The following is a 26,460-nucleotide window of genomic DNA, read 5'->3' as shown; positions in this document are numbered from 1 at the left end:
GGGATGTCATGCGGCCGACCGTGACAGGTGTCATGGGAGAGTCGTGACGGACGGCTGAGGTGTCACGGGTCCGCGCGCCGCAGACTCGAAGCATGACTTCAGCACTCACCTCCGGCACGGCGCACCGGACCGCCGCCGCACCGGCGATCGAGATTCGCGGTCTGCGCAAGACATTTCGCACTTCCGCCGGACCGGTTCGCGCGGTCGACGGGCTCGATCTGGTCGTCGCGCCGGGGGAGATCGTCGCCTTCCTCGGGCCGAACGGTGCGGGCAAGTCCACCGCGATCGATATGTTGCTCGGGCTGCTACGGCCCGACGAGGGGCGGATCGGGGTGTTCGGCGGTACGCCCGAGCAGGCCGTCGCGGCGGGGCGGATCTCCGCGGTGCTCCAGACCGGCGGGCTGCTGCCGGATCTGACCGTGGCCGATACCGTGCGGCTGGTCGCGAGCCTGCACAGCAGTCCGCGGCCGGTCACCGAGGTGCTCGTGCGCGCGGGGATCGACGGGATCGCCGGGCGGGCGGTGGGCAAATGTTCCGGCGGGCAGCAGCAGCGATTGCGATTCGCGCTGGCGCTGCTGCCCGATCCGGATCTGCTCGTGCTCGACGAGCCGACCTCCGGCATGGACGTGGAGGGGCGTCGCCAGTTCTGGAGCGCGATCCGCGCCGATGCCCGCGACGGCCGCACGGTCCTGTTCGCCACCCACTATCTCGACGAGGCCGACGCCTACGCGGATCGGATCGTGTTGGTGCGCAACGGAACCGTGGTCGCCGACGGCAGCGCGTCCGCGATCAAGAATCTCGCCGCCGGGCGCGTGGTCTCGGCCACCCTGCCCGATGCGGATCAGGCCCGGCTGCTGGCCATCGCGGGCGTGGAGCAGGTGGAACAGCGGGGTGACCGAATTCTGGTGCACGCCAAGGACTCCGATGCGGTGGCTCGCTATCTGATCACCGCCACCACGGCCGTCGATCTGGAGATCACCGGCCACAACCTCGAGGACGCGTTCCTCGCGCTGACGGGAGACAACTGATATGAGCACCCTTGCCCTCGGAAATGCCTTGCCGGACGGTCGAATTCACCGGGGTGGTGGGTTCAGCTGGAAATTCTTCGCGCTGGAACTGCGGCGGATGTCGCGCAACCGGCGCACCATGCTGATCTCGTTGATCGTGCCGCCGCTGGTGTTCCTGTCCTACGGCACCCAACCCGGATTCCGCACGCAGGCATACGGTTCCGGGAACATGACCGCCTACGCGATGGTGTCGATGGCGCTGTACGGGGCGATGCTGTGCACCACCAGCGGCGGTGCGACGGTGGCGGTGGAGCGGGCGTCGGGGTGGAGTCGTCAGCTTCGGCTGACGCCGTTGCGGCCGGTCATGTACATCGTCACCAAGATCATGCTCTCGATGTTGCTCGGATTATGTTCTGTCACAGTGGTTTTCATTGTCGGTGCGGTGCTGGGCGCGCATCTCGGCGCGGTCGCCTGGGTGAGCTGTTTCCTGATCGTCTGGGCCGGATCGGTCATCTTCGCCGCGCTCGGCCTGTTCCTGGGGTACCTGTTGCCTGCGAGCAGCATCATGCAGATCCTCGGTCTGCTGCTGGCGATCCTGGGTTTCGCGGGTGGGTTGTTCTTCCCGTTGCACGGCTGGATCGGTGACGTGTCGCGGGTGTTCCCGACCAATGGGGTGGCCACTCTCGCTCGGGTTCCGTTCGGCGGCTCGAGCGGTATGGATATCGCCCTGGCAGTGCTGAACGTGGTGTTCTGGGCGGTCGCCTTCACCGCTGGTTCCACGATCCTGTTCCGTCGCGACACCGCCCGATGAGGATGTCTTCGCCCGTTCTCCGCACCGCCGCTGGGACAGTGAGTCTCGCGGTCGGTGCGGGTGCCGCGACTGGTGCGAGCGCTGTGGCTGGTGTGGGTGCTGCGGTTGGTGTGGGTGCTGCGGATGGCGTGGGTGCCGCGGCACGTGCGGGTGTCGCGGCAGTGCTTTCAGCGGGACGCGCCGCAGGTGGGAAGGTCGTCGGCTCAGGGGAGTTGCTTGCGGTGAATGTCGCTGTCCGGGCGGACACGTCCGGTGAACGTCCGACAGCGCCACTCGGAGCTCGTCGATTCCGGGAATGCGAAGGGGACTCGCGCGTGATGAGCCGTGCTGCGGGGTCGGCTCGTGCGGAGCGAGGATGGGTTAGCGTCGATGGGTGATCGGATGGACGAGGTTTCGAGGGGAGAGTCGATGCCGCTGAGGTCCTGGTTCGCGGCGGCGGCCCGGCCGGTGTCCGACGGGATGGATCGGCTGGCGGTGGTCGGGCCGCCGAACGGGTCGCGGGCCGGGCGCGCGGCTTTCGGTGCGGCCATGGCGGTGGCCTGGCTGTGCTGGCTGGTCGCACCGGTGGCCGAGCACTGGAATCGCGGACAGCATCTGCTCGCGGTGGCCGCGGGCGCCTGCGTGGTGGCCTTCGGGGCGTTGATCGCGGTGGCGTTCGTGCTGTTCCCGCAATCGCGTTGGGACGGTGCGGTATTCATGGTGCGCACGGTGGACCGGCGCGCGGTGCTGCTGCTGGCCGCACAGGCGGTGCTGTGTGTGGCACTGCTGGTCCTGCTCGGCGGTGCGGGCCTGACCACCCTGACCTATCTGGCAGTGATCAGCATGTTCGTGCTGCCCTCGCATCGATCGGCGCAGTTCGTCATGGCCTACGCGCTCCTGCTCCTGGTCGTGCCGATGCTGGTGCCGCGCTGGCATCTCGGTTTCTACTCGTACTTTCTGGCCGCCATCCCGATCGTGATCTGGGGCTCGCGCGAGGTCGGGATCCGCAGGCGGCGCAATCTCGAATTGCAGCGACGGCAACGCGCCGAGTTGGCCATCGTGGAGGACCGCAACCGGGTGGCCCGCGACGTGCACGACATCCTCGGCCACTCGCTGACCGTGATCACGGTGAAAACCGAACTGGCACTTCGCCTGATCGATCTGGATCCCGAGCGCGCGCGGGCGGAGATGACCGATGTGGAGCGGCTCGCGCGCGAAGCGCTGGCGGGGGTGCGCGATACGGTCGGTGGGTTGCGCGAGGTCTCGCTCGCCGGTGAGCTGGCCAATGTGCGAACGGCGTTGGGAGCGGCGGGAATCGAGGCCGAACTGCCCGAGGGCGACTTCGGTGGGTACCGCCCGATCTTCGGCTGGGTGCTGCGCGAGGCGGTGACCAATGTCGTGCGGCACAGCGCCGCTTCGCACTGCACGGTGCGGGTCGAGCCGTCGCGCATCGAGGTGATCGACGACGGCACCGGATTGCGGCAGGACGCCGAATTCGGTTCGGGCCTTTCGGGATTGCGCGAGCGGGTCCGGGCCGAGGGCGGCGCGCTCACCCTCGCAGCGGCTCCGGGAGGCGGGTTGCGAGTGACCGCGGATTTTCCGGAATGATCAGTGCGAGAACAGGTTACGACAGGTGGAGACGAGGAGATCCGGTGATGTGCCGTGAACGGAGGTGGCCGCGGTGATCCGGCTGCTGCTGGCCGACGATCAGGCCCTGGTGCGCGGTGCGCTCGCGGCGCTGCTCGGGCTCGAATCCGACCTCGAGGTGGTCGCCGAGGTCGGCCGGGGTGACGAGGTGCTCGACGCGGTCGAACGCAGCTCACCCGACGTGGTGTTACTGGATGTGGAAATGCCCGGGGCGGATGGTATTTCGGTCGCCGCGCAGTTGCATGCCAGTCGTCCGGAGATACGCATCCTGATGGTCACCACGTTCGGCCGTCCGGGATATCTGCGTCGCGCGATCGATGCGGGAGCCAGCGGATTCGTCGTGAAGGACACGCCCGCAAGGGAATTGGCCGACGCCGTGCGCCGCGTCCATCTCGGCCTGCGCGTGGTGGACCCCGCGCTGGCCACCGAAACCCTCACCTCGGGCATCTCCCCTCTGACCGCCCGCGAACGCGAGGTCCTGTCCGCCGCGTCCGACGGTTCCACCGCGGGCGCGATCGCCGCCCGCCTGCACCTGTCCGAGGGCACGGTCCGCAACCACCTGTCCGCCGCCATCGGCAAGACCGGCACCCGCACCCGCGCCGAGGCGATCCGCGCCGCCGAGAGCCAGGGCTGGTTGTAGAGCCAGGGCTGGTTGGCGCGCACGTTCCGCCCGCGAGCTGACGGTCCGCACGATCGAACCCGGCTGGGCTGAACCCGGAACGATCCGCGGACGCCGGCCGAGCTGTGCATCGAGCGCGGTTGTCGGTGGTCGTGGTTACGATCGAGTCGTGATTACGTTGGACGCATACACGGGCCATGTCTCGCCGGGATCGAACCCGCAGCAGCGCGCGGTGCCGGGTGCGCGCATCGTCAAGATGTCCGTGGGACAGATGGACAACAACGCGTATCTGGTGCAGGACACCGCGACCGGGTCGAGCCTGCTGATCGATGCGGCGAACGAGCCCGAGCGGCTGCTCGAGTTGATCGGTCAGCAGGCCGCGGGGCGGCTCGAGTTGATCATCACCACTCATCAGCACGCGGACCACTGGTTCGGGTTGGAGAAGGTGGTCGCGGGCACCTCCGCCGCCACCGCCGCACACGAACTCGACGCCGAACCGTTGCCGGTCACCCCCGATCGGCTGCTCGCTGAGGGCGACACCGTCCAGGTGGGCGAGTTGACGCTCGGGGCGGTCCATCTGCGCGGGCACACACCGGGTTCGGTGGCGCTGGTGCTGACCGACGGTGCGGGGCAGGTGCACCTGTTCACCGGCGACTCGCTGTTCCCCGGTGGTGTGGGGCGCACCACTACTCCGGCGGATTTCGATTCGCTCTACGGCGATGTGACCACGAAGCTGTTCGATCGTTTTCCCGACGAGACGATCGTCTACCCGGGTCACGGTGACGACACCACGCTCGGCGCCGAGCGTCCGCATCTGGGCGAATGGCGTGAACGAGGCTGGTGAACCCGCCGGAGTGAAGCGGCGGCCGAAGCTGGAGCCGCAACCTCGGCGTGATCGAGCCCTGGCACACTCGTGGAATGTCCTGGGCCCCGACTCGTCCCGCACCATCGCCCGCCGTCCGGCAGACCACCCGCCCGCGCCGAGGTGCGGTGGGGCGCTGGGCGCGTCGCGTGATCGTGGGCAGTCTGCTGGCCGCGCTGGTACTCGTCGGCGGGACGGCGGTGCGGGTGTGGCAGGTCGCGCGGATCGACGACTACACGCACGGCGACGCGATCCTGGTGCTCGGCGCCGCGCAGTACGACGGCACGCCGTCCTCGGTGTTCCAGGCGCGGCTGGGTCAGGCGTACCGGCTTTTCGGGAAAGGTGTTGCGCCACTGGTGATCACGGTCGGCGGCAAACGCCCCGGGGACGAGTACACCGAGGCCGCGGCGGGCAAGATGTATCTGACCGAGCACGGTATTCCGGCCGAGGCCGTGCTTGCGGTCGAGACCGGGTCCGACACCCTGGAGAGTATCGACGCGGTCGCCGCCGCCATGCGCTCGCGGGATCTGACGTCGGTGGTGCTGGTCAGCGACCCGTGGCATTCGATGCGCACCCGGACCATGGCGCGCGACGCGGGACTCGACGCGTGGACCGCGCCCACCCGCACCGGCCCGGCGGTCTACACCCGCGAATCGCAGTTCCACGGCATCGCCCGGGAGACCGCGGCCCTGCTCTGGTACAAGCTGACCCACTTCCCCGCGGACTTCAAATACACTGCGGAGCAGTGATTTTCGAGGAGATCTGATGACCGGCGGCTACCCGTTCGGCTCCACCGAGCGCGGCGACGCGCAGGCATACACCGCGGACGATCACGAACGTATGGTGACCGAGTCGGCGAAGAGCGCGGGCCTGAGCTGGTCTCCGGTTGCCGAGCGGCGCAGCGATTTCGCCCGCGACCGCGCCCGGGTACTGCATTCGGCCGCGCTGCGTCGTCTCGCGGACAAGACGCAGGTCATGGGCCCGCGCGACGGCGACACCCCGCGCACCCGGCTCACCCATTCGCTGGAGGTCGCCCAGATCGGCCGCAGCATCGCCGAGGAACTCGGCTGTGATCCCGACGTGGTGGATCTGGCCGGGCTCGCGCACGACATCGGACATCCGCCGTACGGCCACAACGGTGAGCGTGCGCTGGACGAATTCGCCTCGGCCTTCGGCGGTTTCGAGGGCAACGCGCAGAATCTGCGCATCCTGACCCGGCTCGAACCCAAGGTGTTCGGCCCCGACGGGGAGAGTTCCGGCCTCAACCTGACCCGCGCCGCACTGGACGCGACGATCAAATACCCTTGGGGCAGAACGGATTCGGTTCGCAAGTTCGGCGCCTACGCCGAGGACGCGGATCGCCTGGAGTGGGTCCGGCGCGATGCGCCGCCGCGTCGGCAGTGCCTGGAATCACAGGTGATGGACTGGTCCGATGACGTCGCCTACTCGGTGCACGACGTCGAGGACGGGGTGATCGCGGGCCGGATCGACCTGCGCGCCCTCGCCGATCCCGCCGAGCAGCGCGCGCTGGCCGAACTCGGTCACGCCCAACACCGCGACCTGTCGATCGCCGATCTGGTCGCCGCCGCGCAACGCCTGTCCGAACTGCCGGTGATCGCCGAGGCCGCCGGGTACGACGCCACGCTGCGCGCCTCGGTCGCCTTGAAACGCCTCACCAGCGATCTGGTCGGCCGCTTCGCCACCGCCGCCGTCGTCGCGACCCGCGATGCCTGGGGCGGACGCCGCCTCTCGCGTTATGCCGCGGATCTGGAGGTGCCGCCGATCGTCGCCGCCGAGGTGGCCATGCTCAAAACGGTCGCGCTGCGCTATGTGATGTCCGATCCGGAACACAACAAACGTCAAGCGGCGCAACGGGAACGGATCCGGCTGGTCGCCGATCACCTGCTGGCCACCGCCCCGAACACCCTGGACCCGGTCCTGCTGCCCTGGTGGAATGCGGCCGACGACGACGCTTCCCGTGTTCGCGTCGTCGTCGATCAGATCGCCTCGTACACCGAGAGCCGCCTCGAAAGAATCGCGACGGCAATCGGGTAGTTATCGGCATTGAATTGACGGGATTATCGTGCTGACGCAGATTCCGTGGTCATATATGTGATGAGCGACTCGTAAATCTACGAGTCGCTCATCGGTAATTCCCGGAACCGCACGGATCAGAAGAATCCTGGACCGCCCATATCCCCGCCGAACCCATGTCCGCCCATCTCACCGAATCCGCCCATGTGGTGATGGCCGAATCCGTCCAGGAGGGTATCGGCCAACAACGCACCACCCACCCCGGCCGCACCGGCGACCAGCGCGGTCTTCCACCACGGCGTGCTGTACCAACCGGGCGACACCGCGCGTCCGCCGACCGTGCCGCCGCCGAAGTAGTACGGCGTCGCCGCGCCCCGCTGATTCGCGCCGACGTATTCGTTACCGTCGATGACCACCCGGTTCTGTGCCGGAGACGCGTCCACGTACTGCATCGGCTGCTGCATGTACGGCATGGGCTGCGGCCCCGTCGCCCGTGACCGCTTGGTCATCGAGGCGATCAGAAATCCGGCGCCCACCGCGAGCGCGAGCAGAATCAAGAGCCCCATCGCGAAACCTTTCTCCATGTTCAGGTCGATACGGTCATGGTGGTCGCGAAAAATGGGTCGGATACGTGTCCGCGCTGTGTGTGAGCTGTATATCCGATATCGCATGAGCCACGTCACTCAGAAAGCTGACAGTTCAAACCAACGGTCCGCTAATCCGGATCGTCGAAAGTAGATCTCGGCAGTGCGAATCGAGCAAAAACGCCGATTCCCGATTCCCGACCGAAAGGTAACACCATGTTCCACAGCATCTGGCAGCCCTTCACCGACTTCTTCCACCCCTTCGTCAGCAATTTCGGCAACTTCGGCCAGAGCTGGTTCCAGGGCGGCGGCGGCCACCACTGATCCCACCCCCGTGACCCCGACCGAGCCGGTCGTCGGACGGCAGCGCATCTCCCAGCGCGCCACCCTGACGACCGGCTCAGCCGTTTCCGGGATGTCGCGGATTCCGTCACGAAGCATCTACCGCTGGACCCGTCCGGCTGCCACGATGATGTGGTGTCTGCTGAACGACCGCGGAACGATTCCCGTCTGCGTGCCAATGATCTCGACCGATCCATGGCGGGTACCGCGCTGGACAACGCCTATGCCGACGGCGAACTCGACAATGCGGAGTATCACGTCCGTCTGGAAGCCACGGGGAAGGCCAAGACGCGCGGGGAGTTGTACGGCCTGCTCGACGATCTACAGGTCCCGCATGCCCTCTCCGACCTGCCCCCGGAACCGGTTGCCGCGACCCCGGCCCCGCCGAGCCCCCGGACGAATCGCGGACGGATCATCGCCGGTGTCGCGATCGCGGTCGTCGTCTGCGTCTTCGCCATCGTGATGATGCTGCTACCGGACGGCGGGACGACTCCGCGCAGATCGGCGAACGCCTCGTACACGCCCGGCACCGTCGCGGCCTCGGCCAGCCCGCGCGCGAACTTCACCCCGGACGACGCCGCGCTGATGCAACACCTCCCCACCGGCTACGACCAGTCCGATTGCTACCACAAGGACCCGCAGCAGGGCGAGGCGGCGGCGTTGCACTGTGACCCGTACTCCGGTCACCTGGAGGCCGCGTTCTTCCTCTACCCCGACGCCGAGACCTTGCAGCAGGGCTACGACGAGGACCGTCGATCGGCCGCGCACACCGCCTGCGCCGACGGCGCTCTCGACAACCCTTATGCCGCAGGGCGATACGAGTGCACGATGTCCAACGGCACCGCCGTGGTCCCGACCCTCGAATGGCCGCGACCCAGCAGGATGTCCTCGGCGTCTACTTCGCCTCCGGCCCCAACAGTTCGGCGGGCCTGCTGAGTTACTGGAAACAACACAACCGCCTCCGCTGAACCGCCTCCGCCGAGCACGCTGAAGTCGCGGGATCGCGGGGAAGCTAGACTCGTGACCCGTGGCCGGTAGACTTCCTGATCGCGATATCGCGGCAATTCGTGAGCGGGTTCGCATCGAGGATGTCGTGGGGGAGTACGTCGCGCTGAAGCGGGCGGGAGCGGATTCGCTCAAGGGGTTGTGCCCGTTCCACGACGAGAAGTCGCCGTCGTTCCATGTGCGGCCCAATCACGGGCTGTTCCACTGCTTCGGGTGCGGTGAGGGCGGCGACGTGTTCGCCTTCCTGCAGAAGATGGAACATGTCGGATTCGTCGAGGCCGTCGAGCAGATGGCGGACCGGATCGGCTACAAGATCAACTACGAGGGCGGCGGGACCTCGGTGCAGCGTGATCGCGGCACCCGGTCGCGGCTGGTCGCGGCCAACGCGGCGGCGCACGAGTTCTACATCGGGCAGTTGCGCGAGTCCGAGGCGCAGACGGCGCGAAACTACCTGACGGACAGGCAGTTCGATGCCGCGGCCTGGCAGCAGTTCGGTTGCGGTTACGCGCCCGGCGGCTGGGACACCCTCACGAAACACTTGCTGCGCAAGGGATTCACCGTTCCGGAGCTCGAGGCGGCCGGGCTGTCCAAGCCGGGTCGGCGCGGGCCGATCGACCGCTTCCACCGGCGGCTGCTGTGGCCGATCCGCAATCTCGGCGGCGAGGTGATCGGGTTCGGCGCGCGGCGGTTGTTCGACGACGATCAGATGACCGCGAAGTACATCAACACCTCGGAAACGTTGCTGTACAAGAAGTCTCAGGTGCTGTTCGGCCTCGACCACGCCAAGCGGGAGATCGCCAAGGGGCGTCAGGTGGTGGTCGTGGAGGGCTACACCGATGTGATGGCGATGCACATGGCCGGGGTGAAAACGGCGGTGGCGTCGTGCGGTACCGCCTTCGGCAGTGAACATCTGTCGCTGCTGCGCCGGCTGCTGATGGACGACACCTGGATGAGCGGTGAGTTCATCTACACCTTCGACGGCGACGAGGCCGGTCTGGCCGCCGCGCAGAAGGCGTTCGCGGGTGATCAGAAGATCGCCATGCAGACCTATATCGCCATCGCGCCCGACGGGCAGGATCCGTGCGAGCTGCGCCAGCATTCGGGTGACGCGGCGTTGAAGGATCTGGTCGCGCGCCGGATCCCGCTGTTCGAGTTCATCGTGAAGGGCTATCTCGCGCAATACGATCTGGACTCCGCGCAGGGGCAGGTCGAGGCGTTGCGGCGCACGGTGCCGGTGGTCGCGCAGATCACCGACAACGCCTCCCGCAAGGCGTATGCGACCCGGCTGGCGGGGTGGATCGGCTGGGACGACATTCAGATGGTGGTGCGCCGGGTCGGTGACGAGGCGCGGCGTAATCGCACGCAGGGCAACGGATCCGCCACTCCGGCGCGGCGGGCGGGTGCGGAGGCTCCGGCGCAGCCCGCGGCGGAACGTGCTGCGGCGCCGTTGAATCCGAACGATCCCACGCTGCTACCGCAACGCCACGCCCTGGCCGTCGCGCTGCAATATCCGGCGCTGGCCGGTCCGGCGTTCGACGCGATCGAGGCGGAGGCGTTCACTCATCCCACCTACGTCGCGGTGCGGTCCGCGATCAGCGAGGCCGGGGGGACCGCTCTCGGGCTCGGTGGCGCCGAATGGGTGGCCCGAGTCGCGGATCACACCGACGATCTCACCCTGCGCGCGCTGGTTTCCGAATTGGCCGCGCTGCCGCTGCCGATCAAATCGATCGACGACGTCCAGCGCTTCATCACCGGCGTGCTCGCACGCACCCAGGAGGCGTGGGTGGGCCGTCAGGTCGCGGAGCTGAAGTCGAAGCTGCAACGTATCTCCTCGACCGAACAGTCCGAGGCGTACATGGCGTTGTTCGGCGATCTGGTCGCGCTCGAGCAGTACCGCCGGAGCTTGCAGGCTCAGGCGATCGGGAACTCGGGCGACTTCGTCGGCAACTGAGGGGTCGTCGGCGGCAGTCGACCAGCGCGCGTCAACTTCGGTGGCTCTCGAGCGAAATATCAGCGCCCGGTGGATCCTGGTGTGGTCCGGCGTCCACCGATCCGCGTCCTCCAGGGGCCGCTCGCCGCTGCTTGCTGAGGCTCAGCCGCGCAACTGATCGTGCGGCACCAGAACCGTGGTGCGCTCGTCGATCGGCTCCATCGGCTCCAGCTTCGGTTGCGTGCTGAGCTTGTCGGACAGCTTCTGACGGCTGACCTGGACGAGCTTGCGAGTCACGGGGCTCCCGGCGATGGCGCGCGTGGTCTTGCTGATCTGCTCGTAGCGGACCCGCCCGGCCTTCGCACCGAGTATGTATCCGGCCGCTATACCGATGATCATCCGCAGCATGTGCTCGCGCTCCCTCCAGTTGCCTGTCCGCGCGTACATCCTGCCCGACATCCGGCTCGGCTGTCGATCCGGCATCGCATCGGGGGTGTGCGCGCGAACCACACGATGCCACAGGGGTACGACAGGAATCGTGGCATCCGCGCAGCGACCGGTTGTCCGAATCCGTAACGTCCGCGGCCGCCGTGACGACGTTCCGTATGGCACATGGTCCTCGGGGAGGCCGGTTCCTCCACTCGTCACTTCGGAATGGGGATCGGGCATGTCATCTCGTGAATTCTGGGCGCGCAAGAGCGAATTCGTTGTGCGCCACCGTATTACGGCGGCGATCGCCGCGCCCGTACTCCTGGGCGGCGCGGTCGCCGTCGCTGTGGCGGTACTGCCGGACTCGGGTCCGCGCACGGCCGCGCCCCGGCTGGTGTCGTCGGTCACCGACTGCCACGACATGGTCACCATCTCGGTGGCCGGGCGCAACGACAGCCCGTCGGCGAGTACGACGAAACTGCTGCTCGGCGCGGACGGCAAGGAGTTGCCCGCCGCGCTGTCGGACGACTACCACAGCCAGTGGGTCGACCCGGTGGTGAACGCGCCCGACGGCAAGGTCGACAAGGGCTCGTACGCCGCGGTCTACATCGCCTACCCCGCGAACATGAACAGCTACGAGGACGCGGTGAACGCGGGCGTCGCCAACACCGAGAAGGTGATGCAGCAGATCAAACAGGCCTGCCCCGCAACGAAATTCGCCATCGTCGGCTACAGCGAGGGCGCGGACGTGGTGCGCCGGGTGGCGACCCAGGTCGGGCATCAGGAACCCGCGAAGGACGGCTCCTACGCCATCGTCGACCCGTCCAAGGTGACCGGTGTGGTCATCCTCGCCGATTCGGGCCGCACCGCGGGCGACGGTCCGTTCCCCGGCGCGCAGAATCCCTACAGCAACCCCGACGGCTTCGATCAGAAGTATCAGAACGGCACCACGCCGGTCTCCGGTCAGGGCGCGATGCCCGACAACAGCGGTGATTTCGGTTCGCTCAACGGCAAGATCGCCTCGTTCTGCTCGGAGGGCGATCTGACTTGCGCTGCGCCGCAGAATATCTCGCTGCTGCAATTGGCGGCGAACGTCGGGCGGCAGCTGAACGTGGACGCGTTGCAGGCCAAAGGTCTCACCCCCGCGACCGGGCAGGACGTCGCGACCGTGCTGGCCCGCATCGGCTTCAACGCCTTCCAGTACATCGAGTCCACGCCGAATTGGATGGCGAGCAACGAAACTCTGCTCCAGGTGCTGCTGAAGGTGTCCGAGCCCGGTTACAAGCCCGGTACGCAGCAGGCGGATCCCGCTCCGGCGCAATCGATCTCGACCGATCAGCTGGCGCCGCTGGCCTACCTCCCGCAGAAGGTGCTCAACGAGGTCGTCGGCCTGATCGTGACCAATCAGAACACCATCCCGGTCATCCTGAGCGACCCCTACAAGCTCACCCTCGGCCCGAACGGCACCGGCCACCACTTCGACTACTGGCGCGATTCGAACGCCGCCGACGGAAAGCCGCTGACCTCCGCCGAATACGCCGCCGCCTGGCTCACCCACCTCGCCCAGCAGGCCCAGGCGGGCAAGCAGATCGACACCACGTCCACGCCCACCGCGACCGACGTCCAGGCCGCGTACAAGGCCGCCGCCGAAACCCGGTCCGCGCCGACGACCACGTCGCCCCCGACCACCACCACGTCGACGACCACCACGACCACCCCGGTTCCGACGACCACGAAACCCAAGGCATCGGAGGTCGCTCAGACCCTGGAGACAACCTCGCCGACCGCCACCACAGCCACCACTGATCCCAAGGCTTCCGAAGTCGCCCGAACCCCGGAGACCCCGAAGCCGACAACCGTGTCACCGACCGAAACCCACACTGCGACAACAACACCGAATAAAACCGCCACAACCACCCCGACGGCTCAACCGAAGGAATCTGCGACAACGGACGCGCACTGACTGCGCGCTAACTATATAGCAAATGCTATAGTTGCGCTGTGGAGTGGGACATCTACCAAACCGATGAGGTTGCGGCATGGATGGATCAACTGCGGTGCCACGATCCTGATGCCGCCGCAAATGTCGATGCTGCGGTCGATCTGTTGGCCGAGTACGGTCCGACGCTGGGGCGGCCGTTGGTCGATACGCTTGTGGGATCGAAGCTCGCCAACCTCAAAGAGTTGAGGCCGCGGCAAACCATGATCCGAGTCCTGTTCGTCTTCGATCCATGGAGATCGGCAATCCTTTTGGTGGGTGGGGATAAGACTGGTGAGTGGAAGTCGTGGTATCGGCATGCGATTCCGGAGGCTGAGATGCTGTATGAGATATACGTGAAGGAACGCGCGGCGGAGGAAGGTGAGGTATGAGCAGTTTCAGCAAATGGGACAGAGACGCATACCGTAAACGGGTCGGCATTGACGAGGCTGCGCGGAGGCGCGGTGCGATCATGGCCGAGCAGTGGGGGTATCAGCTGGCCGAAGAGCGTAAGAGGCTGAACTTCACGCAGGCTGGGCTCGCGGAGATCATGGGCGTTACCCCGGGGCGGGTCTCGCAGATCGAGCGAGGCGAGGTTGCCACGGTGGAGGCCATTGCGGCTTATGTGGCGGCTCTTGGGGGCACACTCGAACTGCTGGCCGACATCGGTGGTCATCTGCTGAGGATGCCTGCGAATCCGGCAGCATAATCCGCATCGACGCCCCGGCGTGACCGGTCAGGAATCCTGCGGCGGCGGGAATCCACCGGTGGCGACCGGACCCCAGCGTTCGATGTGGATGCGGATCAGGGATTTGTTCTGCTTGGCCATCGCCTCGCGATACTCGTCCCAGTCGGGATGCTCGCCGGAGATGCAGCGGAAGTAGTCGACCAGCCCGTCCAACGCCTCGGGCATGTCCAGCACCTCGGCCCGCCCGTCGACCTGGACGTACGCGTCGTTCCACGCATCGGACACCACGCAGATCGACACCTGCGGATTCCGCCGCGCGTTGACGGTCTTGGCCCGCGCCGGATACGTCGACACCACGATCCGCCCCTCACCATCGACCCCGCAGGTCACCGGCGACATCTGCGGACTCCCATCGGCCCGCGAGGTGACCAGCACCCCCCGATGCCGAGGCCGCAGAAATTCCAGCAGCGCAGCCAATTCCACACGATCAGCGGTAGCGATACGGGGCATACGGTGATTCTCCTCGATGGTTCGGCTTGAAGGTTCTCCTGAGAGTTCACCGCGAGTCACGGCGATAATCCGGGCTCAGTCCGCCTTACCGGATGTGCGGCTCGCGCCCGTGCGGCCGGCTGCGGGGTCGTCGGCCGGTCGTGAGGCCAGATCGGGGAACGCATCGATCGCTTGCAGCGCGGCGACGAATTCGGCGAGCCGCGCCGGGCTGGACAGCGACCCGCCCAGCCGCTCCTCGAGCCGGCGCATGCGGTAGCGGACGGTGTTCTCGTGGCAGTACAGGAGGCTTGCCGCCTGCGCGGCCGAGCCGTCCGCGTCCAGCCAGGCGCTGGCGGTCGCGAGGTAGGTACTGCGTTCGTCGTCGGGCAGGGTGAGTACTCCGCCGAGGATGCGCCAGACGAATTGCCTTGCCGAGTCCAGGTTTCCGATGACGAGCGTGCTGATCGGGGTGTCGGAGATCTGATTCACGCCGACGGTTCCGGCCGGCATCGTCTCCAGGGCGGTACGGGCGAAACGAGCCGCCCGCGAAGTCATGTCGAGTCGTTCGAACTCGGGGCTCACTCCGACCCGAGCGGCCGCTGTCGTGGTCAGGACCTCGAGAATCTCGGTGAGGGATTGGCCGCTGCCCCGATGGATGATGCCGATCTCACGATCGGGCTGCGATCGCCACGCCGACGCCGTCCCGCGGCGGCGCAGGATGTCCTCCAGATGGGCGTTCGAGCTGTCGGCGATCGGTGTCGTCTCGGTGACGACAACCAGGAAAGCTCCCTCGAAGGGCAGTCCCAGAGTCTGCGAGATCTCCCATGCCGTCTGCTGGTCGCCGCCGTTGCCGTTCAAGAGCGTCGCGACCAGAGCGGATCGTCGGCGATCCTCCGCCACCATGAGTACGGCCATCTGGTCCCGGTAGGCCTCGGTCAGGGCCGTCGCGTATTCGAGATTCAGCAGCCACAGGTCCGCGGCCGAGTCGATCACCACCTGGGTCGCGGTATCGCCCGCGGCGCGGGCCGCGTCCACCAGTCGGCTCCACAGCAGGGAAAAACCCAATGTGTAGGCGCGCAGTAATTCAGGTAGCGGCACCCCCATGGCCGCCCGTTCGCGACCGGTGCGCTGCGCGGGCGATACATCGACGGGAAGGTCGTACTGGACGTGGTCCAGCATGCGTTCGATGTTGCGGTACAGATTGGCCCGCAACATCGGCCTCGGGACCACCGAGTCGTCTTTGTAGAGGTCGATCTGCGCTTTGGTGAGTTCCACCAGCTCGTCGATCATTTCCTCGAGGCCCCGGCGCACAGTGGCGGCCAGCTCGACGATGACGGGATGCGGTTTACGACCATGCACAACCGGCTATTCTAGCCCGGCCGAAATGCCGGTGCGGTGGGTCGTTCGGCCGCACCGGCCCGTCGTTCACACGAGTACGCCGCCGCCGTCGACGGTCAGGATGCTGCCGGTCGCATAGTCCTGTTCCATCAGGTGCAGGTAGCTGCGGGCCAGGTCAGCGGCCTCGCCGACGCGGCCGACCGGCAGGGTGCCACCGTGGGTGCGGAACAGTTCCTCGCGCACTTCGGCCGGGAATTCCCGCCACAGGTCGGTGCGGACCAGGCCGGGGCGCACGGCGTTCACCCGGATCGGCGCCAGTTCCACGGCCAGTGCCCGGCACAGCGCCTCGATCGCGCCCAGGATGCTCGCGGCCACGGTCCAGCCCGGCATCGGCCGCTGTACGGCTCCGCCGCTGGACAATACGATCGAGCCACCGGTATTGATATGCGGCACAGCATATTTCACGCTGGTGTAGGCGCCCCAGTAGCGGATCTGGAAGAAGCGTTGCGCCGCAGCGACTTCCGTATCCTGGAGCGGAAACAGGCTCAGCGATTCACCGGCCGTGTAGACGAGGTGGTCGAACGCGCTCACCTTCGTGAACAACTTCTCGATCTCGGATTCCGTTGTCAGATCCGCGATTTCGCCCTGCGCACTCGCGGGTAGCAGCGTGAGCGCCTTGGCCACGTTGTCCGGATTGCTGGAGACGACCACCACCTGCGCACCCGCGTCCGCCGCCGCCTGCGCGGTGGCCAGACCGATACCGGCGGTGCCGCCGAGCAGTACCACACGCTTGTCTTCGAGAGTCATCTCGTCCGTCTTCTTTCCTTGTTGCGCGGTAGGACATTTCCTACGATGCCGCTGGTCGAAAGGGCTGTCCAAGACCTCTTTCGGCGTCGGCGATACCCTGGGGGCATTGCCGGAACGGGAGGTCGCCGTGGATCTGGATCTGCGTAAGTTGCGGTACTTCGTGGCGGTGGCCGAGCGGCTCCATTTCGGGCGGGCCGCCGAGGATCTGCATATCGCGCAACCCGTGCTGAGTCGCCAGATCCGTTCTCTGGAAAAGGATCTCGGCGCGTCACTGTTCGTCAGGGACAGTCACGGTGTGGTGCTGACCGATGCGGGGAAGCAGTTGCTCGACGACGCTCGGCCGCTGCTGGCCTCCGCACACGCTGTTCGTGGGCGGGTGGCCGTCGCGGCGCGGGGGAGTCGCCGGTTGGTGGTGGGTTTCCGGATGGGCATCGTGGTGACATCCGCGGTGCGCGCCTTCGGGCTCGAACATCCGGACGTGATCGTCGACGTCCAACGGCTGGAGTGGGACGACCAGGCCCAGATGGTGCTCGACGGCACCGTCGACGTCGCCTACGTCCGGCTGCCGATCGACGCGACGGGCCTACGCGTCATCCCACTCTTCACCGAACCCCGCGTCGTGGTCCTGCCCGCCGACCACCGCCTGGCCGGCAAGGACCAGGTAACCGAGTCCGACCTGGCAGGCGAGCCCCTGATCTGGCACGTCGACCCACACACCCAACCCACTCGCCACCCCCACCCCACCTCCGGCCACTTCGTACGCGGCGTAGAGGAAAAACTCGAACACGTAGCAGCAGGCCGAGGCATCTCCTTCCTGCCTCACTCCGCCACCGCCTTCTACTCCCGCCCCGACATCAGCTACGTCCCGATCCCCGAACTACCCCCCGACCAGGCCTGCCTGGCCGTCGCCGAATCCCGCAAATCCCTTCTGGTCGAGGATTTCCTCACCGCCGCCCGGATAACTGCGCCGTAATGAGGGGCGCCATGAGTGACCGGTGCGCCTCGGCCTGCCCGATCCCAGACGCAGACACTGTCTGAGCCGCTCTTGCGGAAGGTCCGGCGCATTCTGGCTCCCTGTTCGATAGGTCTGTTGGTGCATCGGAATATGTTGCACCCCAAAGCTTCACGTGAATCTCCTGGCTATGACCAGGTAGGTGAGTGCGTCCGCGTCGGCGATCGCATGTGCTGAGGCGGAGTGCGGGCGAGCGCCGTCCGCACCCTTGTCGCAGCTGGTGTGATGCGGGGCACTTTCGGTAGGCTGGCCTGTGGGAAAATTGCGAATATAAGGGTGAATAGTCGGATGGAGGCAGGGTGAGTCCAGATGTTGCAGAGTTTCCGCTTCGGTAATCATCGTTCGTTCCGTGACGAGCAACAGCTCAACCTGATGCCCGTCTACCCCTCTGGTCGTGACGATCAGGAGGGAGGGCTGCGTCCGGTGTCGATCGTCGGGATCTTCGGCGCCAACGCATCGGGGAAGAGCAATGTCATCGACGCGCTCATGTACATGCAGCACCTGGTTCTCCAGTCGGACCGTGATGTCGAGCCGGGTGTCGGGCTACGTCGCGATACCTTCCGGCTGGTGCGTGAGGCAATGCTCGAACCGTCCCGTTACGTCGTGGACCTGCTGCTGTCCGGTGAGCGAGTCACCTACGGGGTGACCATCGACGACAAGGGAGTGCTCGAGGAGTGGCTGTATCAATATTCCCGAACCGAGCGGTACAAGAATGACGGCCGCATGGCTGTCGTATTCGAGAGAACAGGGGATGATTTCAATTGGGGAGCCGACTACAAGAATCGGAAGGACTTGCATGCCGTTTCCGATATAACCGCATCTACCGCTTTGTTTCTTGCTACCGCTGCTCGATTCAAAATGCAAAATCGTCGCGAGCAGCCTGCGGTGGATGATTTGTTGCATCGGACGTATCTCTGGTTCAATCGTATGAGGATTCGTCGCGGTACGTACGGTGCAACCAGGCCTTTCGTTCGAATTTCGGGCACGAGAAACCTTCAGTCGTTTCAAGATGATTATTATCGCCATCAGATGGAGGAGCTTCTTCGCGTTGCGGATTTCGGAATCGCCGGGATCGATGTCATCGTGGGAAGTCGAGAAGCTCGTGATGCTGCCGTGGAGCTGGAAGCTGCCGGGAAATACTCCCAAGCCATGGCAATGCGCGAAGCGGGCCGGGATCGGTTGATATTTCGCCACAAGGGTGCCGAAGACGGAATGTTCATGGAATTGTCGGACGAGTCGCGCGGAACGCAACAGATCTTGGATCTCGGAGCGGACGCCGTCCGATCGATCAATCGTGGCAGCCTGCTCGTTGTCGATGAAATCGATGCCAGCCTGCATCCATTGATTTCGGCCAGTCTAATCAGCATTTTCCGGGAGTCGCACCGTGGTTCGCGGGTACCACAACTGATATTTACGAGCCATGATGCAACACTTCTGGGCAGTCTGGGGGGCGAGGAAGTGCTCAACAGGGATGAGGTTTGGTTCACCGAAAAGGCGGACGACGGCCGGTCGCTGCTCTACTCCCTTGCCGAATTCAAACCCCGAAAAGGCGGTGAGAACCGCGAGCGTCGCTATCTGAACGGAAGTTACGGTGCCGTGCCGGAGATCTCCGCCGACATGCTGACCACCGCGGCATCTCTGCGAGCGGACGACGATGTCGAATCGTAGGAGCAACAACCAGCATCGCCGCCCCGTGCGACCGAATCAGGGTCGAGTGACCGAACTGAAGCGGCGTACTTCGAACAGACAGTCGGATACGACCATTCAAATCATAACGAATGGTAGACAGACGGAGCTCTCGTACCTCAAGTCGCTCGTGTCCGAGTATGCGCAGTCGGCGGCAGTCGTGTGTAGAAGGGTGAAATTCGTCAATGGTGCACCAGTATCGCTGGTGAAGAAGGCGAATGCGATGATTCTCGAGGGCGGGATAGACTTTGTCTACGCCGTATCCGACAAAGATCAGTTCGATATAGCGCAAGCCTTGCATGAGCAGTGTGACGGTGTAAGGCTGCTCATCTCGAACCCTTGCTTCGAAGCCTGGTTGATACTGCACTTCGAGAAATGTGATTCGGCTATAGACGGCAAGCACAAGGCCCTGGAACGGCTGCGGCGACATCTACCGAGATTCGATCCGAACGCCCTGGATTTCACCGACTTTTCCCCGTACGTGCAGAAGGCGGCAGATCGGGCAAGGGCATGCGGTGAGGCCCCTCTGCGGAACCCTTCGACGACTCTTTGGCAACTGGTGGACACGCTGACCCGGGACTCCGAAACCAACTGATCGCCTTCTCGGGCTCGACCAGTTGGTGCAAAGGCCATGATCCGGTGATCCGCCGCCCGCAACTTCATGTGCGCGAAAACTGTGGTGTCTACCCTGTGGAGGACAGCTCCGCATGGCAGGAGAGACCGATGATCGAGATTCCGCCGAACGAGATCGGCCATAGGCTTCGTGAGATTCGCGCGTGGCGCGGCCAGTCGCTCGAGGTGACCGCCGGGTTGGCCGGTATCAGCTACGGCTATCTCGGCAAGCTCGAGCGCGGGGAGAAGCCGCTGGAGAACCGGCACACTCTCGAAGCGCTCGCGCGAGCGTTGCGGGTATCGCCGGAAGAGTTCTCACCCGCACCCTGGCAGATGTCCAGCGCTCCTGGGGAAGCTGCGCACGGCGGTCTGGTCGCTGTCGAAAATGCCTTGGACGCATACGAACTCGGCGAAGATCCGGAATGTGAGATGCGTGAGTGGCCGCTGATTGCCGCTGATCTGGTCCGTCTCGGCGAGTTGTCGCAAGGTACCTCGGACTATGCCGCCCAGGCGGCGCTGATGCCCGGACTTCTCGGCGAATTGCATGCGGTCTACGCCCGTGTTCCGGACCGTCGCCAGGATGCTCTGCGGGGCATGATCCGGTGCTATTCCTCCGCGATGTGGACGACCAAACGCATTGGTGGTCGTGGTCTGCCGCTACTCGCGTCCCGTGCCGCTCAGGCGTGCGCGGAGATGCTGGGTGCTCCGGCGTGGAAGGGCTTCACCGCATGGTTGCGCGGCGACGCGGCAGGCGGATTGTCGCGCCCTGAGCAGTATCGGCGGGCCATGCGATGTGTCGACGAACTCGGTCCGCACATGGACGATCTCGAGGTCGTGCAAGTGGCCGGAATGTTGCATCTCTCTGCGGCCTTGGCATGCGCCGTTCAGGCCGACCGTGACACCGCTACAACGCACCTCGATGAGGCGACTGCGATAGCGAACAGGCTCGATACCGAGGTGGGTACGTTCGGCCGATTGTGGTTCGGCCGCCCGAATGTGGGGGTCTGGCGCGCAACCATCGGCAACGAACTCGGAGATGGTGTGCCGGTCGCGGAGCAGGCGCGATCGGTGAATGTTGCTGCCCTGCCGTCCACTTCGCGGCAAGCTGAGTTCTACATGGAGGTCGGGCGGGCGCTGCTCACCGATACGCACCGCCGCGATGAGGGTATTCACGTGCTACTGCACGCCGAATCACTTGCCCCGCAACGTGTTCACGCGGACGTCTTCACCCGGGAAGCGGTGGCAGATCATCTCCGTGCGGCGCGTCGTGACGCCGGTGGCCGCGACCTGCGGGGGCTGGCGTGGAGGCTGGGTATAGCGCCGGAGTCCGGACCGAGATCCAACTGAGATCCAGTTTGTCCTTCGAGGACAAATACGTTGTGCCCCAGCCCATAACGTCGACAACGGTTTCGGCGTCGGGGTGAGCGGGCGACCCAACTTTCTACATTGTTTCGCAACTGCCCCCGCCGCCGAAACCTTCCATTCGGCGGTAGAGGGAGGCGAAGGTGCGACGGAATCCGACGGCACTTGGCGTGATCGACCCGAACAGCGATGCGCAACGTTGGCATCGCGCGCAAATCTGCCGTCTCGCAAGACATCTCGGCTACGCGGTAATCTGGCCGCCCGACGATTCGGTGATCCCGATCGCCGACCAGGTTCGCGCAGCTGATATAGACGCGGTGATAATTCCGTCGCCCGACCACCTCGACGCCCTGACCCTGAATGCGGTCATGTCGATATCATCTGTCGAATCCGTTTGTCCGCGACTGAGTTTCGCACGTTGGGCAGATCTGACCCCGCAGCGACACGGATGAGCGCTGAGGTGATATTCGGCCTACTGATCGCAACTGGTCTACCGCTTGCGGTGATCGTGTGGGCGTTGTCCTGGCGGGAGTGAGCGTGCGGGGCTGGCTCGACTCCGGAACAAAGAAAAAACCGGGGTGATGCCGTAGCATTACCCCGGTTGCTGCTCCCCCATCTGGACTCGAACCAGAAACCTGCCGATTAACAGTCGGCTGCTCTGCCAATTGAGCTATAGGGGATTGCTCCTGGTCGTCCGTATCGGGCGACCGAGGAGAAACTTTAGCGTATTGCTGGGTGGGAGCCCAAATCGTGGCTCTACCTGGGGGTTTGTGGTGGGGGTGGGGGAAGTGCTGCGGGGAGTGTGGGGGGCTGGGTAGGGTCGGCGGGGTCTCTGCGGGGTTTCGGTGTGGCGGGGCGGTTGGCTCTGCGGTAGCCGAGGGTCTCGTGTTGTTCGAGTTCACTGTGCGGAGGGAGTACGTATGAAACGTCGGATCAAGGCGGCGGTGCCCGCGTGTGCGGCCGGTGCGTTGGCTCCGCTGCTGTTCACCACGGCGGCGCAGGCCGACGGGCCGGTGTATTTCTCGATGAATTCGGGGTCGTTCCAGTGCGCGATCTCCCCGGACGGTTCGGTCGGGTGTGACACCTCGGCCAAGATGATGTCGATGAAGATCGGCGGCGGAAATCTGATGCTGCCGTTCCGCGTGAGTCAGGTCGTGATCGATGTGCCTTGGGCGCCAGCGCATCCGGGCTTCGCGGCGGGCGCGGTGTACACGCGATCCGGTGGAAATCCGGATATCTCGACCCTCGCGACCGGACACGACATGTGGGGTCCGAGCATCACCTACGCCGGGGCGACCTGTGCCGAAGGCTTCCACGGCAGTGTGTCGTGTCAGTCCAAGGGGCACTCGTGGTCCTACTACGAGATGATCACCGCGAGCTGAGATGTGCGGCGGCCCCGTCGATTTCATCGATGGGGCCGTGCGGGTCGGCCGCTCGCCCAGAAATATTTGCCGTATGTTAGCTATGTGGAGCATCTAGCGACTCTGGAGTCACCCGCACCGGACCCGGCCGCGCATGCGACGGCAATGGTTGGCCATCACTACATCACCGAGGATCACTATGTGGTCGGCAGGGAGAAGATTCGGGAATACGCCAAGGCCGTTCAGGACTACCATCCCGCACATCACGACGAGAGCGACGAGTTCGCTTCGGGGGCAGGGGGATTGCTGGCACCGCTGACATTCGTCTCACCGATGGGTATGCAGGCGCAGCTCAAACTGCTCGAGCGGATCGCCGCCGGATACGACCTGAGCCGGTTGATTCAGACCGATCAGGTACTGCTCTTTCATCGCCCGATCGCGGCCGGTGATTGCTTGACCTGCGACGTTTCGTTGGACTCGTTTCATCAGGTGCGCGGGCGCGACATGATGGTGCTGGCGAACCGGGTCTCCAATCAGCGCGACGAACTCGTGCACACCTCGCTCACCACCCTGTTCCTGGGGCAACAGGGCGAGGCCGCCGAAAGGCTCTCGACCGCCGCGCGCAGCCTGGTCGCCCACGACATGTCGAGCATCGTGCCCGATCGCACGAATCGCCGCCGTCCGGTGGCACCCCTGCGGACGTCCGGCCCCAAACAGGTCGTGGCCGTCGAACCACCCACACCGCGTGGCCGTCGAATCGGCGAGGTGCGGGTCGGCGACGAGTTGCCGTCCCGGACCGTGCGCCTGAGCCGCGGCGATCTGGTGAACTACGCCGGTGTCTCCGGCGACGGCAATCCGATCCACTGGAGTGACGATTTCGCCACCCTGGTCGGACTGGAAACCGTTGTCGCGCACGGCATTCTGACCATGGGGCTGGGCGCCGGATACATCACCTCCTGGCTGCGCGATCCGAGTGCGGTGCAGGAATACTCGGTCCGGTTCGCGAGTCCGGTCTACGTGCGGCCGGTGCTCGGCGCGACCATCACCTTCGGCGGTACGGTCAGAGCGCTGGATCCGGACACCGGGATCGCGGTGATCGCGATGAACGCCAGTTGCGACGGCCGCCGCATCTTCGGACACCGCACACTGGTGAAAGTCCGTCTCGCACAGGGCTGATCGATGACGTACGTCGTCGGCGCCGTCGCTTGACGGATGCGCCCGGGAAGTCGGTGCAACCACAGTGGACACGTTCCACCTGCACCCACTTCTCGAAGGGCGAATCCACATGGGCGACATCATCGGACAGGGCTATCTGCGGCGGGTGAACCGCGCGGTGACCGCACTCGCGGCGAGCGCGGTTGTCGGCACCCTCGCGGTGGCCTGCGCGGGCGGCACGTCGAGCAACGCCGCGCCCGCCCAGGACGGTGGCGTCAAGCCGACCGTCATCCTGGAGCACGGTGCCTTCGCCGACGCGTCCAGCTGGAGCGGCGTCATCGACCGGTTGCGCAAGGACAACTATCCGGTGATCGCCGCGGCCGACCCGTTGCGCGGTCCGGCCGGTGACGCGACCACGTTGCGGGCGCTGATCAATCGCGTGAACGGCCCGGTGATCCTGGTCGGCCACTCCTACGGCGGTTCGGTGATCAGTGCGGCCGGAGCCGGAAGTCCCCAGGTCAAGGCCCTGGTCTACGTGGCGGCGTTCCTGCCCGCGCCCGGCGAGACCGCGCTGGGGCTGACCAACAAGTACCCGGGCTCCACCCTGCCCGCCGCCCTGGATCCGGCGCCGTTCACCAACGTCGACGGCAGCGCCGGCACCGATCTCTACATCAAACCGGACAAATTCCGCGACCAGTTCGCCGCCGACGTCCCCGCCGACACGGCCGCGCTGATGGCGGTCACGCAGCGCCCCGTCGCGCAGTCCGCCCTGGAGGAGAAGGCCACCGTCGCGGCCTGGTCCGAGAAGCCCAGCTGGGATGTGATCACCACGCAGGACAAGAACATCCCGGTGGCGGCGCAGCGGTTCATGGCGCAGCGGGCGCATTCGCACGTCACCGAGGTCGCCGCCTCGCATTCGGTCGCGGTCTCGCACCCGGACACGGTCGCGGACGTCATCGAGCAGGCCGCGAAGGCGACCCGCTGATTCCCGGCCGTTCCACGGCGGTACCGGCGTCTTCCCCCGCGCCGGTACCGTCGAGCGTGTCGTCGGGGGCACCCGAAGCGGGCGCGCTACGGTTCCCACGCCGCGTTCCGGGACCCCGACGGGAATGGTCGGTTCCCGCAAGAGGTTACGGAACGAGCACCCGGCCGCTGACCCCACGATCGGAAGTACTGGCATGACAGACGAGAACAACAACACCTACGACGTCATCGTGCTGGGCGCGGGCCCGGTCGGTGAGAATGTCGCGGACCGGACCGTTGCCGCCGGGCTGAGTACCGTGATCGTCGAATCCGAACTGGTCGGCGGCGAATGTTCCTACTGGGCTTGCGAACCCAGCAAGGCGCTGCTGCGGCCGGTGCTGCTGTACGGCGAGGCGTCGCGGTTTCCCGGGGTGGGCGCCGCGGTCACCGGGCCGATCGATACGGCGGCGGTGCTGCGGCATCGCGACTACATGGTCTCGGATTGGGATGACAAGGGCCAGGTGGACTGGGTCGCCTCGGCCGGGATCACGCTGGTGCGCGGGCACGGCAGGCTCGCCGGGCCGCGTCGGGTGACGGTTGCGACGCCCGAGGGCGGGACCGTCGAGTTGACCGCGCGGCACGCCGTGGCGGTGTGCACCGGTACCAGCGCCTCGCTGCCGCCGCTGCCCGGACTGGACGAGCTGCGGTACTGGACGAGCCGGGAGGCGACCAGCGCCGAACAGGTGCCGGGACGGCTGGTGATCCTCGGCGCGGGTGTGGTCGCGGTCGAGATGGCCACGGCCTGGCAGGCGCTCGGGACACGGGTCACGCTCGTCGCGCGCGGGTCCGGGCTGCTGGGGCGGGTGGAATCGTTCGCCTCGGAGATGGTCGCGGACCGGTTGCGCAGCGCGGGGGTCGACCTGCGGTTCGAGTCGGGGATCGCGGCCGCCGAACGTCCGGACGGGCCCGACGGCGAGGTCCACGTGACGCTCGCCGACGGCAGCCTGATCGTCGCGGACGAACTGCTGTTCGCGACCGGGCGCTCGCCGCGCACCGAGGACATCGGGCTCGACACCATCGGCCTGAAGCCCGGCACGTGGATCAGCACCGACGACACGTTCACCGCCACCGACGTCGACGGTGATTGGTTGTACGCGGTCGGCGACGTGAATCATCGTGCGCTGCTTACCCATCAGGGGAAATATCAGGCGCGGATCGTGGGCGGCGTCATCGCGGATCGGGCGGCCGGAATCGCGCTGGACACCGAGACCTGGGGCCGCAGCGTCGGCACCGCGGATCAGCTGGCGGTGCCGCAGGTGGTGTTCACCGATCCGGAGGTCGCCGCGGTCGGGCTCGGCACCGAGGACGCCGCGCGGGCCGGGCGCACGGTCGATGTGGTCGACTACGAGATCGGTCATGTCGCCGGGGCGATTCAGCATGATCCGAAATATGTTGGTAGAGCGCGGATTCTGATCGATCCGGAGCGTCGCACGATCGTGGGCGCGACCTTCGCGGGCGGGGGCGTGGCCGAACTGCTGCATTCGGCGACGATCGCGATCACCGGTGAGGTCACCATCGATCGGCTGTGGCATGCGGTGCCGTCGTTTCCGACGATCAGTGAGATCTGGTTGCGGCTGTTGGAGACCTATCGGGATCAGCAGGCCGAATCCGCTGGGAGTGAATAGTTTTCGGGTCGGGTGAGCGGAGCTGCGGTTCGCTCACCCGATTTCGAACGCACGTCGGGCCGGTAGTGACGAGAT

26 protein-coding genes and 1 tRNA gene are annotated in these 26,460 nt (G+C 66.0%); 21 read left to right on the top strand and 6 right to left on the bottom strand.

Translation table 11 applies throughout. The features are described 5' to 3' along the window. Window positions 1-92: 92 nt before the first annotated feature. From NRB20_RS18645 to NRB20_RS18615, 7 genes are all read left to right on the top strand, one after another. Complete coding sequence (locus NRB20_RS18645; protein WP_153411396.1) at window positions 93-1,028, top strand: ABC transporter ATP-binding protein; 936 nt, start codon at window positions 93-95, stop codon at window positions 1,026-1,028. A 1-nt stretch (window position 1,029) separates the two neighbouring features. Next, window positions 1,030-1,818: an ABC transporter permease gene (locus NRB20_RS18640; RefSeq protein WP_153411395.1), complete on the top strand. Its 789-nt coding sequence runs from the start codon at window positions 1,030-1,032 to the stop codon at window positions 1,816-1,818. Window positions 1,819-2,226: 408 nt separating this feature from the next. Then, window positions 2,227-3,405 (top strand): sensor histidine kinase, encoded by a 1,179-nt coding sequence (locus tag NRB20_RS18635; protein ID WP_153411394.1) that lies wholly within the window; start codon window positions 2,227-2,229, stop codon window positions 3,403-3,405. Window positions 3,406-3,478: 73 nt separating this feature from the next. Next, window positions 3,479-4,084 (top strand): response regulator transcription factor, encoded by a 606-nt coding sequence (locus tag NRB20_RS18630; protein WP_319945116.1) that lies wholly within the window; start codon window positions 3,479-3,481, stop codon window positions 4,082-4,084. A 148-nt stretch (window positions 4,085-4,232) separates the two neighbouring features. Further along, on the top strand, window positions 4,233-4,907 hold the full coding sequence (locus tag NRB20_RS18625; protein WP_319945083.1) for an MBL fold metallo-hydrolase: 675 nt from the start codon (window positions 4,233-4,235) through the stop codon (window positions 4,905-4,907). Between the two features lie 74 nt (window positions 4,908-4,981). Beyond that, the gene (locus NRB20_RS18620; RefSeq protein WP_153411392.1) at window positions 4,982-5,674 is read left to right on the top strand and encodes a YdcF family protein; all 693 of its coding nucleotides are present in this window, start codon (window positions 4,982-4,984) and stop codon (window positions 5,672-5,674) included. 16 nt (window positions 5,675-5,690) lie between these two features. After that, window positions 5,691-6,980, top strand: a complete 1,290-nt coding sequence (locus NRB20_RS18615) for a deoxyguanosinetriphosphate triphosphohydrolase (RefSeq protein WP_153411391.1) — start codon at window positions 5,691-5,693, stop codon at window positions 6,978-6,980. 116 nt (window positions 6,981-7,096) lie between these two features. On the opposite strand, the gene NRB20_RS39610 is transcribed toward NRB20_RS18615, so the two are convergent. Continuing rightward, window positions 7,097-7,525: a hypothetical protein gene (locus tag NRB20_RS39610; protein WP_194289918.1), complete on the bottom strand. Its 429-nt coding sequence runs from the start codon at window positions 7,523-7,525 to the stop codon at window positions 7,097-7,099. A 495-nt stretch (window positions 7,526-8,020) separates the two neighbouring features. Between NRB20_RS39610 and NRB20_RS18605 the strand changes: the two genes are divergently transcribed. Together NRB20_RS18605 and dnaG are read left to right on the top strand one after the other, a co-directional pair. Beyond that, window positions 8,021-8,821 (top strand): DUF1707 SHOCT-like domain-containing protein, encoded by an 801-nt coding sequence (locus NRB20_RS18605; protein ID WP_153411390.1) that lies wholly within the window; start codon window positions 8,021-8,023, stop codon window positions 8,819-8,821. A 91-nt stretch (window positions 8,822-8,912) separates the two neighbouring features. Next, window positions 8,913-10,841 (top strand): DNA primase, encoded by a 1,929-nt coding sequence (dnaG, locus tag NRB20_RS18600; protein WP_319945082.1) that lies wholly within the window; start codon window positions 8,913-8,915, stop codon window positions 10,839-10,841. A 141-nt stretch (window positions 10,842-10,982) separates the two neighbouring features. On the opposite strand, the gene NRB20_RS18595 is transcribed toward dnaG, so the two are convergent. Next, a complete protein-coding gene (locus NRB20_RS18595) occupies window positions 10,983-11,228 on the bottom strand; it encodes a hypothetical protein (RefSeq protein WP_153411389.1) in 246 nt (81 codons plus the stop codon). 259 nt (window positions 11,229-11,487) lie between these two features. Between NRB20_RS18595 and NRB20_RS18590 the strand changes: the two genes are divergently transcribed. From NRB20_RS18590 to NRB20_RS18580, 3 genes are read left to right on the top strand one after another with little or no spacing between them, the layout of a single operon-like run. Continuing rightward, a complete protein-coding gene (locus NRB20_RS18590) occupies window positions 11,488-13,212 on the top strand; it encodes a cutinase family protein (protein WP_153411388.1) in 1,725 nt (574 codons plus the stop codon). Window positions 13,213-13,250: 38 nt separating this feature from the next. Then, on the top strand, window positions 13,251-13,619 hold the full coding sequence (locus NRB20_RS18585; RefSeq protein ID WP_406603847.1) for a type II toxin-antitoxin system RelE/ParE family toxin: 369 nt from the start codon (window positions 13,251-13,253) through the stop codon (window positions 13,617-13,619). Continuing rightward, complete coding sequence (locus NRB20_RS18580) at window positions 13,616-13,936, top strand: helix-turn-helix transcriptional regulator (protein WP_153411387.1); 321 nt, start codon at window positions 13,616-13,618, stop codon at window positions 13,934-13,936. The genes NRB20_RS18585 and NRB20_RS18580 overlap by 4 nt, the downstream gene beginning before the upstream one ends. 27 nt (window positions 13,937-13,963) lie before the next feature. Here NRB20_RS18580 and NRB20_RS18575 read toward each other — a convergent pair whose 3' ends face one another. The 3 genes from NRB20_RS18575 to NRB20_RS18565 all read right to left on the bottom strand — a co-directional run bounded on the left by NRB20_RS18575 (window position 13,964) and on the right by NRB20_RS18565 (window position 16,549). Further along, a complete protein-coding gene (locus NRB20_RS18575; protein ID WP_153411386.1) occupies window positions 13,964-14,425 on the bottom strand; it encodes a PPOX class F420-dependent oxidoreductase in 462 nt (153 codons plus the stop codon). Between the two features lie 75 nt (window positions 14,426-14,500). Beyond that, window positions 14,501-15,763 carry a PucR family transcriptional regulator gene (locus NRB20_RS39315; protein WP_153411385.1) on the bottom strand — a complete coding sequence of 421 codons (1,263 nt, stop codon included), beginning with the start codon at window positions 15,761-15,763 and terminating at the stop codon, window positions 14,501-14,503. 66 nt (window positions 15,764-15,829) lie between these two features. Continuing rightward, complete coding sequence (locus tag NRB20_RS18565) at window positions 15,830-16,549, bottom strand: SDR family oxidoreductase (protein ID WP_153411384.1); 720 nt, start codon at window positions 16,547-16,549, stop codon at window positions 15,830-15,832. A gap of 106 nt (window positions 16,550-16,655) precedes the next feature. Between NRB20_RS18565 and NRB20_RS18560 the strand changes: the two genes are divergently transcribed. The 5 genes from NRB20_RS18560 (at window position 16,656) to NRB20_RS18540 (ending at window position 21,673) form a co-directional block, all read left to right on the top strand. Then, a complete protein-coding gene (locus NRB20_RS18560; protein ID WP_153411383.1) occupies window positions 16,656-17,522 on the top strand; it encodes a LysR family transcriptional regulator in 867 nt (288 codons plus the stop codon). Window positions 17,523-17,870: 348 nt separating this feature from the next. Then, window positions 17,871-19,229, top strand: coding sequence for an AAA family ATPase (locus NRB20_RS18555; RefSeq protein WP_153411382.1), 1,359 nt, complete (start codon window positions 17,871-17,873; stop codon window positions 19,227-19,229). A gap of 46 nt (window positions 19,230-19,275) precedes the next feature. After that, the gene (locus tag NRB20_RS18550; protein WP_194289917.1) at window positions 19,276-19,842 is read left to right on the top strand and encodes an RloB family protein; all 567 of its coding nucleotides are present in this window, start codon (window positions 19,276-19,278) and stop codon (window positions 19,840-19,842) included. Window positions 19,843-19,886: 44 nt separating this feature from the next. Beyond that, window positions 19,887-21,206, top strand: coding sequence for a helix-turn-helix domain-containing protein (locus NRB20_RS18545; RefSeq protein ID WP_153411380.1), 1,320 nt, complete (start codon window positions 19,887-19,889; stop codon window positions 21,204-21,206). 185 nt (window positions 21,207-21,391) lie between these two features. Next, window positions 21,392-21,673, top strand: a complete 282-nt coding sequence (locus NRB20_RS18540; RefSeq protein ID WP_194289916.1) for a hypothetical protein — start codon at window positions 21,392-21,394, stop codon at window positions 21,671-21,673. A 155-nt stretch (window positions 21,674-21,828) separates the two neighbouring features. Here the strand turns inward: NRB20_RS18540 and NRB20_RS18535 are convergent. Then, a tRNA-Asn gene (locus NRB20_RS18535) sits at window positions 21,829-21,901 on the bottom strand. Between the two features lie 240 nt (window positions 21,902-22,141). On the opposite strand from NRB20_RS18535, the gene NRB20_RS18530 reads away from it, so the two are divergent. The 4 genes from NRB20_RS18530 (at window position 22,142) to NRB20_RS18510 (ending at window position 26,385) form a co-directional block, all read left to right on the top strand. Beyond that, complete coding sequence (locus NRB20_RS18530; RefSeq protein WP_153411379.1) at window positions 22,142-22,603, top strand: hypothetical protein; 462 nt, start codon at window positions 22,142-22,144, stop codon at window positions 22,601-22,603. A gap of 84 nt (window positions 22,604-22,687) precedes the next feature. Then, window positions 22,688-23,758: a fused (3R)-hydroxyacyl-ACP dehydratase subunits HadA/HadB gene (locus NRB20_RS18525; protein ID WP_319945081.1), complete on the top strand. Its 1,071-nt coding sequence runs from the start codon at window positions 22,688-22,690 to the stop codon at window positions 23,756-23,758. Window positions 23,759-23,867: 109 nt separating this feature from the next. Further along, a complete protein-coding gene (locus NRB20_RS18520) occupies window positions 23,868-24,722 on the top strand; it encodes an alpha/beta fold hydrolase (RefSeq protein ID WP_153411378.1) in 855 nt (284 codons plus the stop codon). A gap of 193 nt (window positions 24,723-24,915) precedes the next feature. After that, on the top strand, window positions 24,916-26,385 hold the full coding sequence (locus NRB20_RS18510; protein WP_153411377.1) for a dihydrolipoyl dehydrogenase family protein: 1,470 nt from the start codon (window positions 24,916-24,918) through the stop codon (window positions 26,383-26,385). Window positions 26,386-26,460: the final 75 nt, after the last annotated feature.

Source organism: Nocardia macrotermitis (assembly GCF_009604405.1).
GTDB classification, from domain to species: domain Bacteria; phylum Actinomycetota; class Actinomycetes; order Mycobacteriales; family Mycobacteriaceae; genus Nocardia; species Nocardia macrotermitis.
The sequence above is the reverse complement of the archived record's forward strand: the minus strand, read 5'-3'. Positions and strand labels throughout refer to the sequence as shown.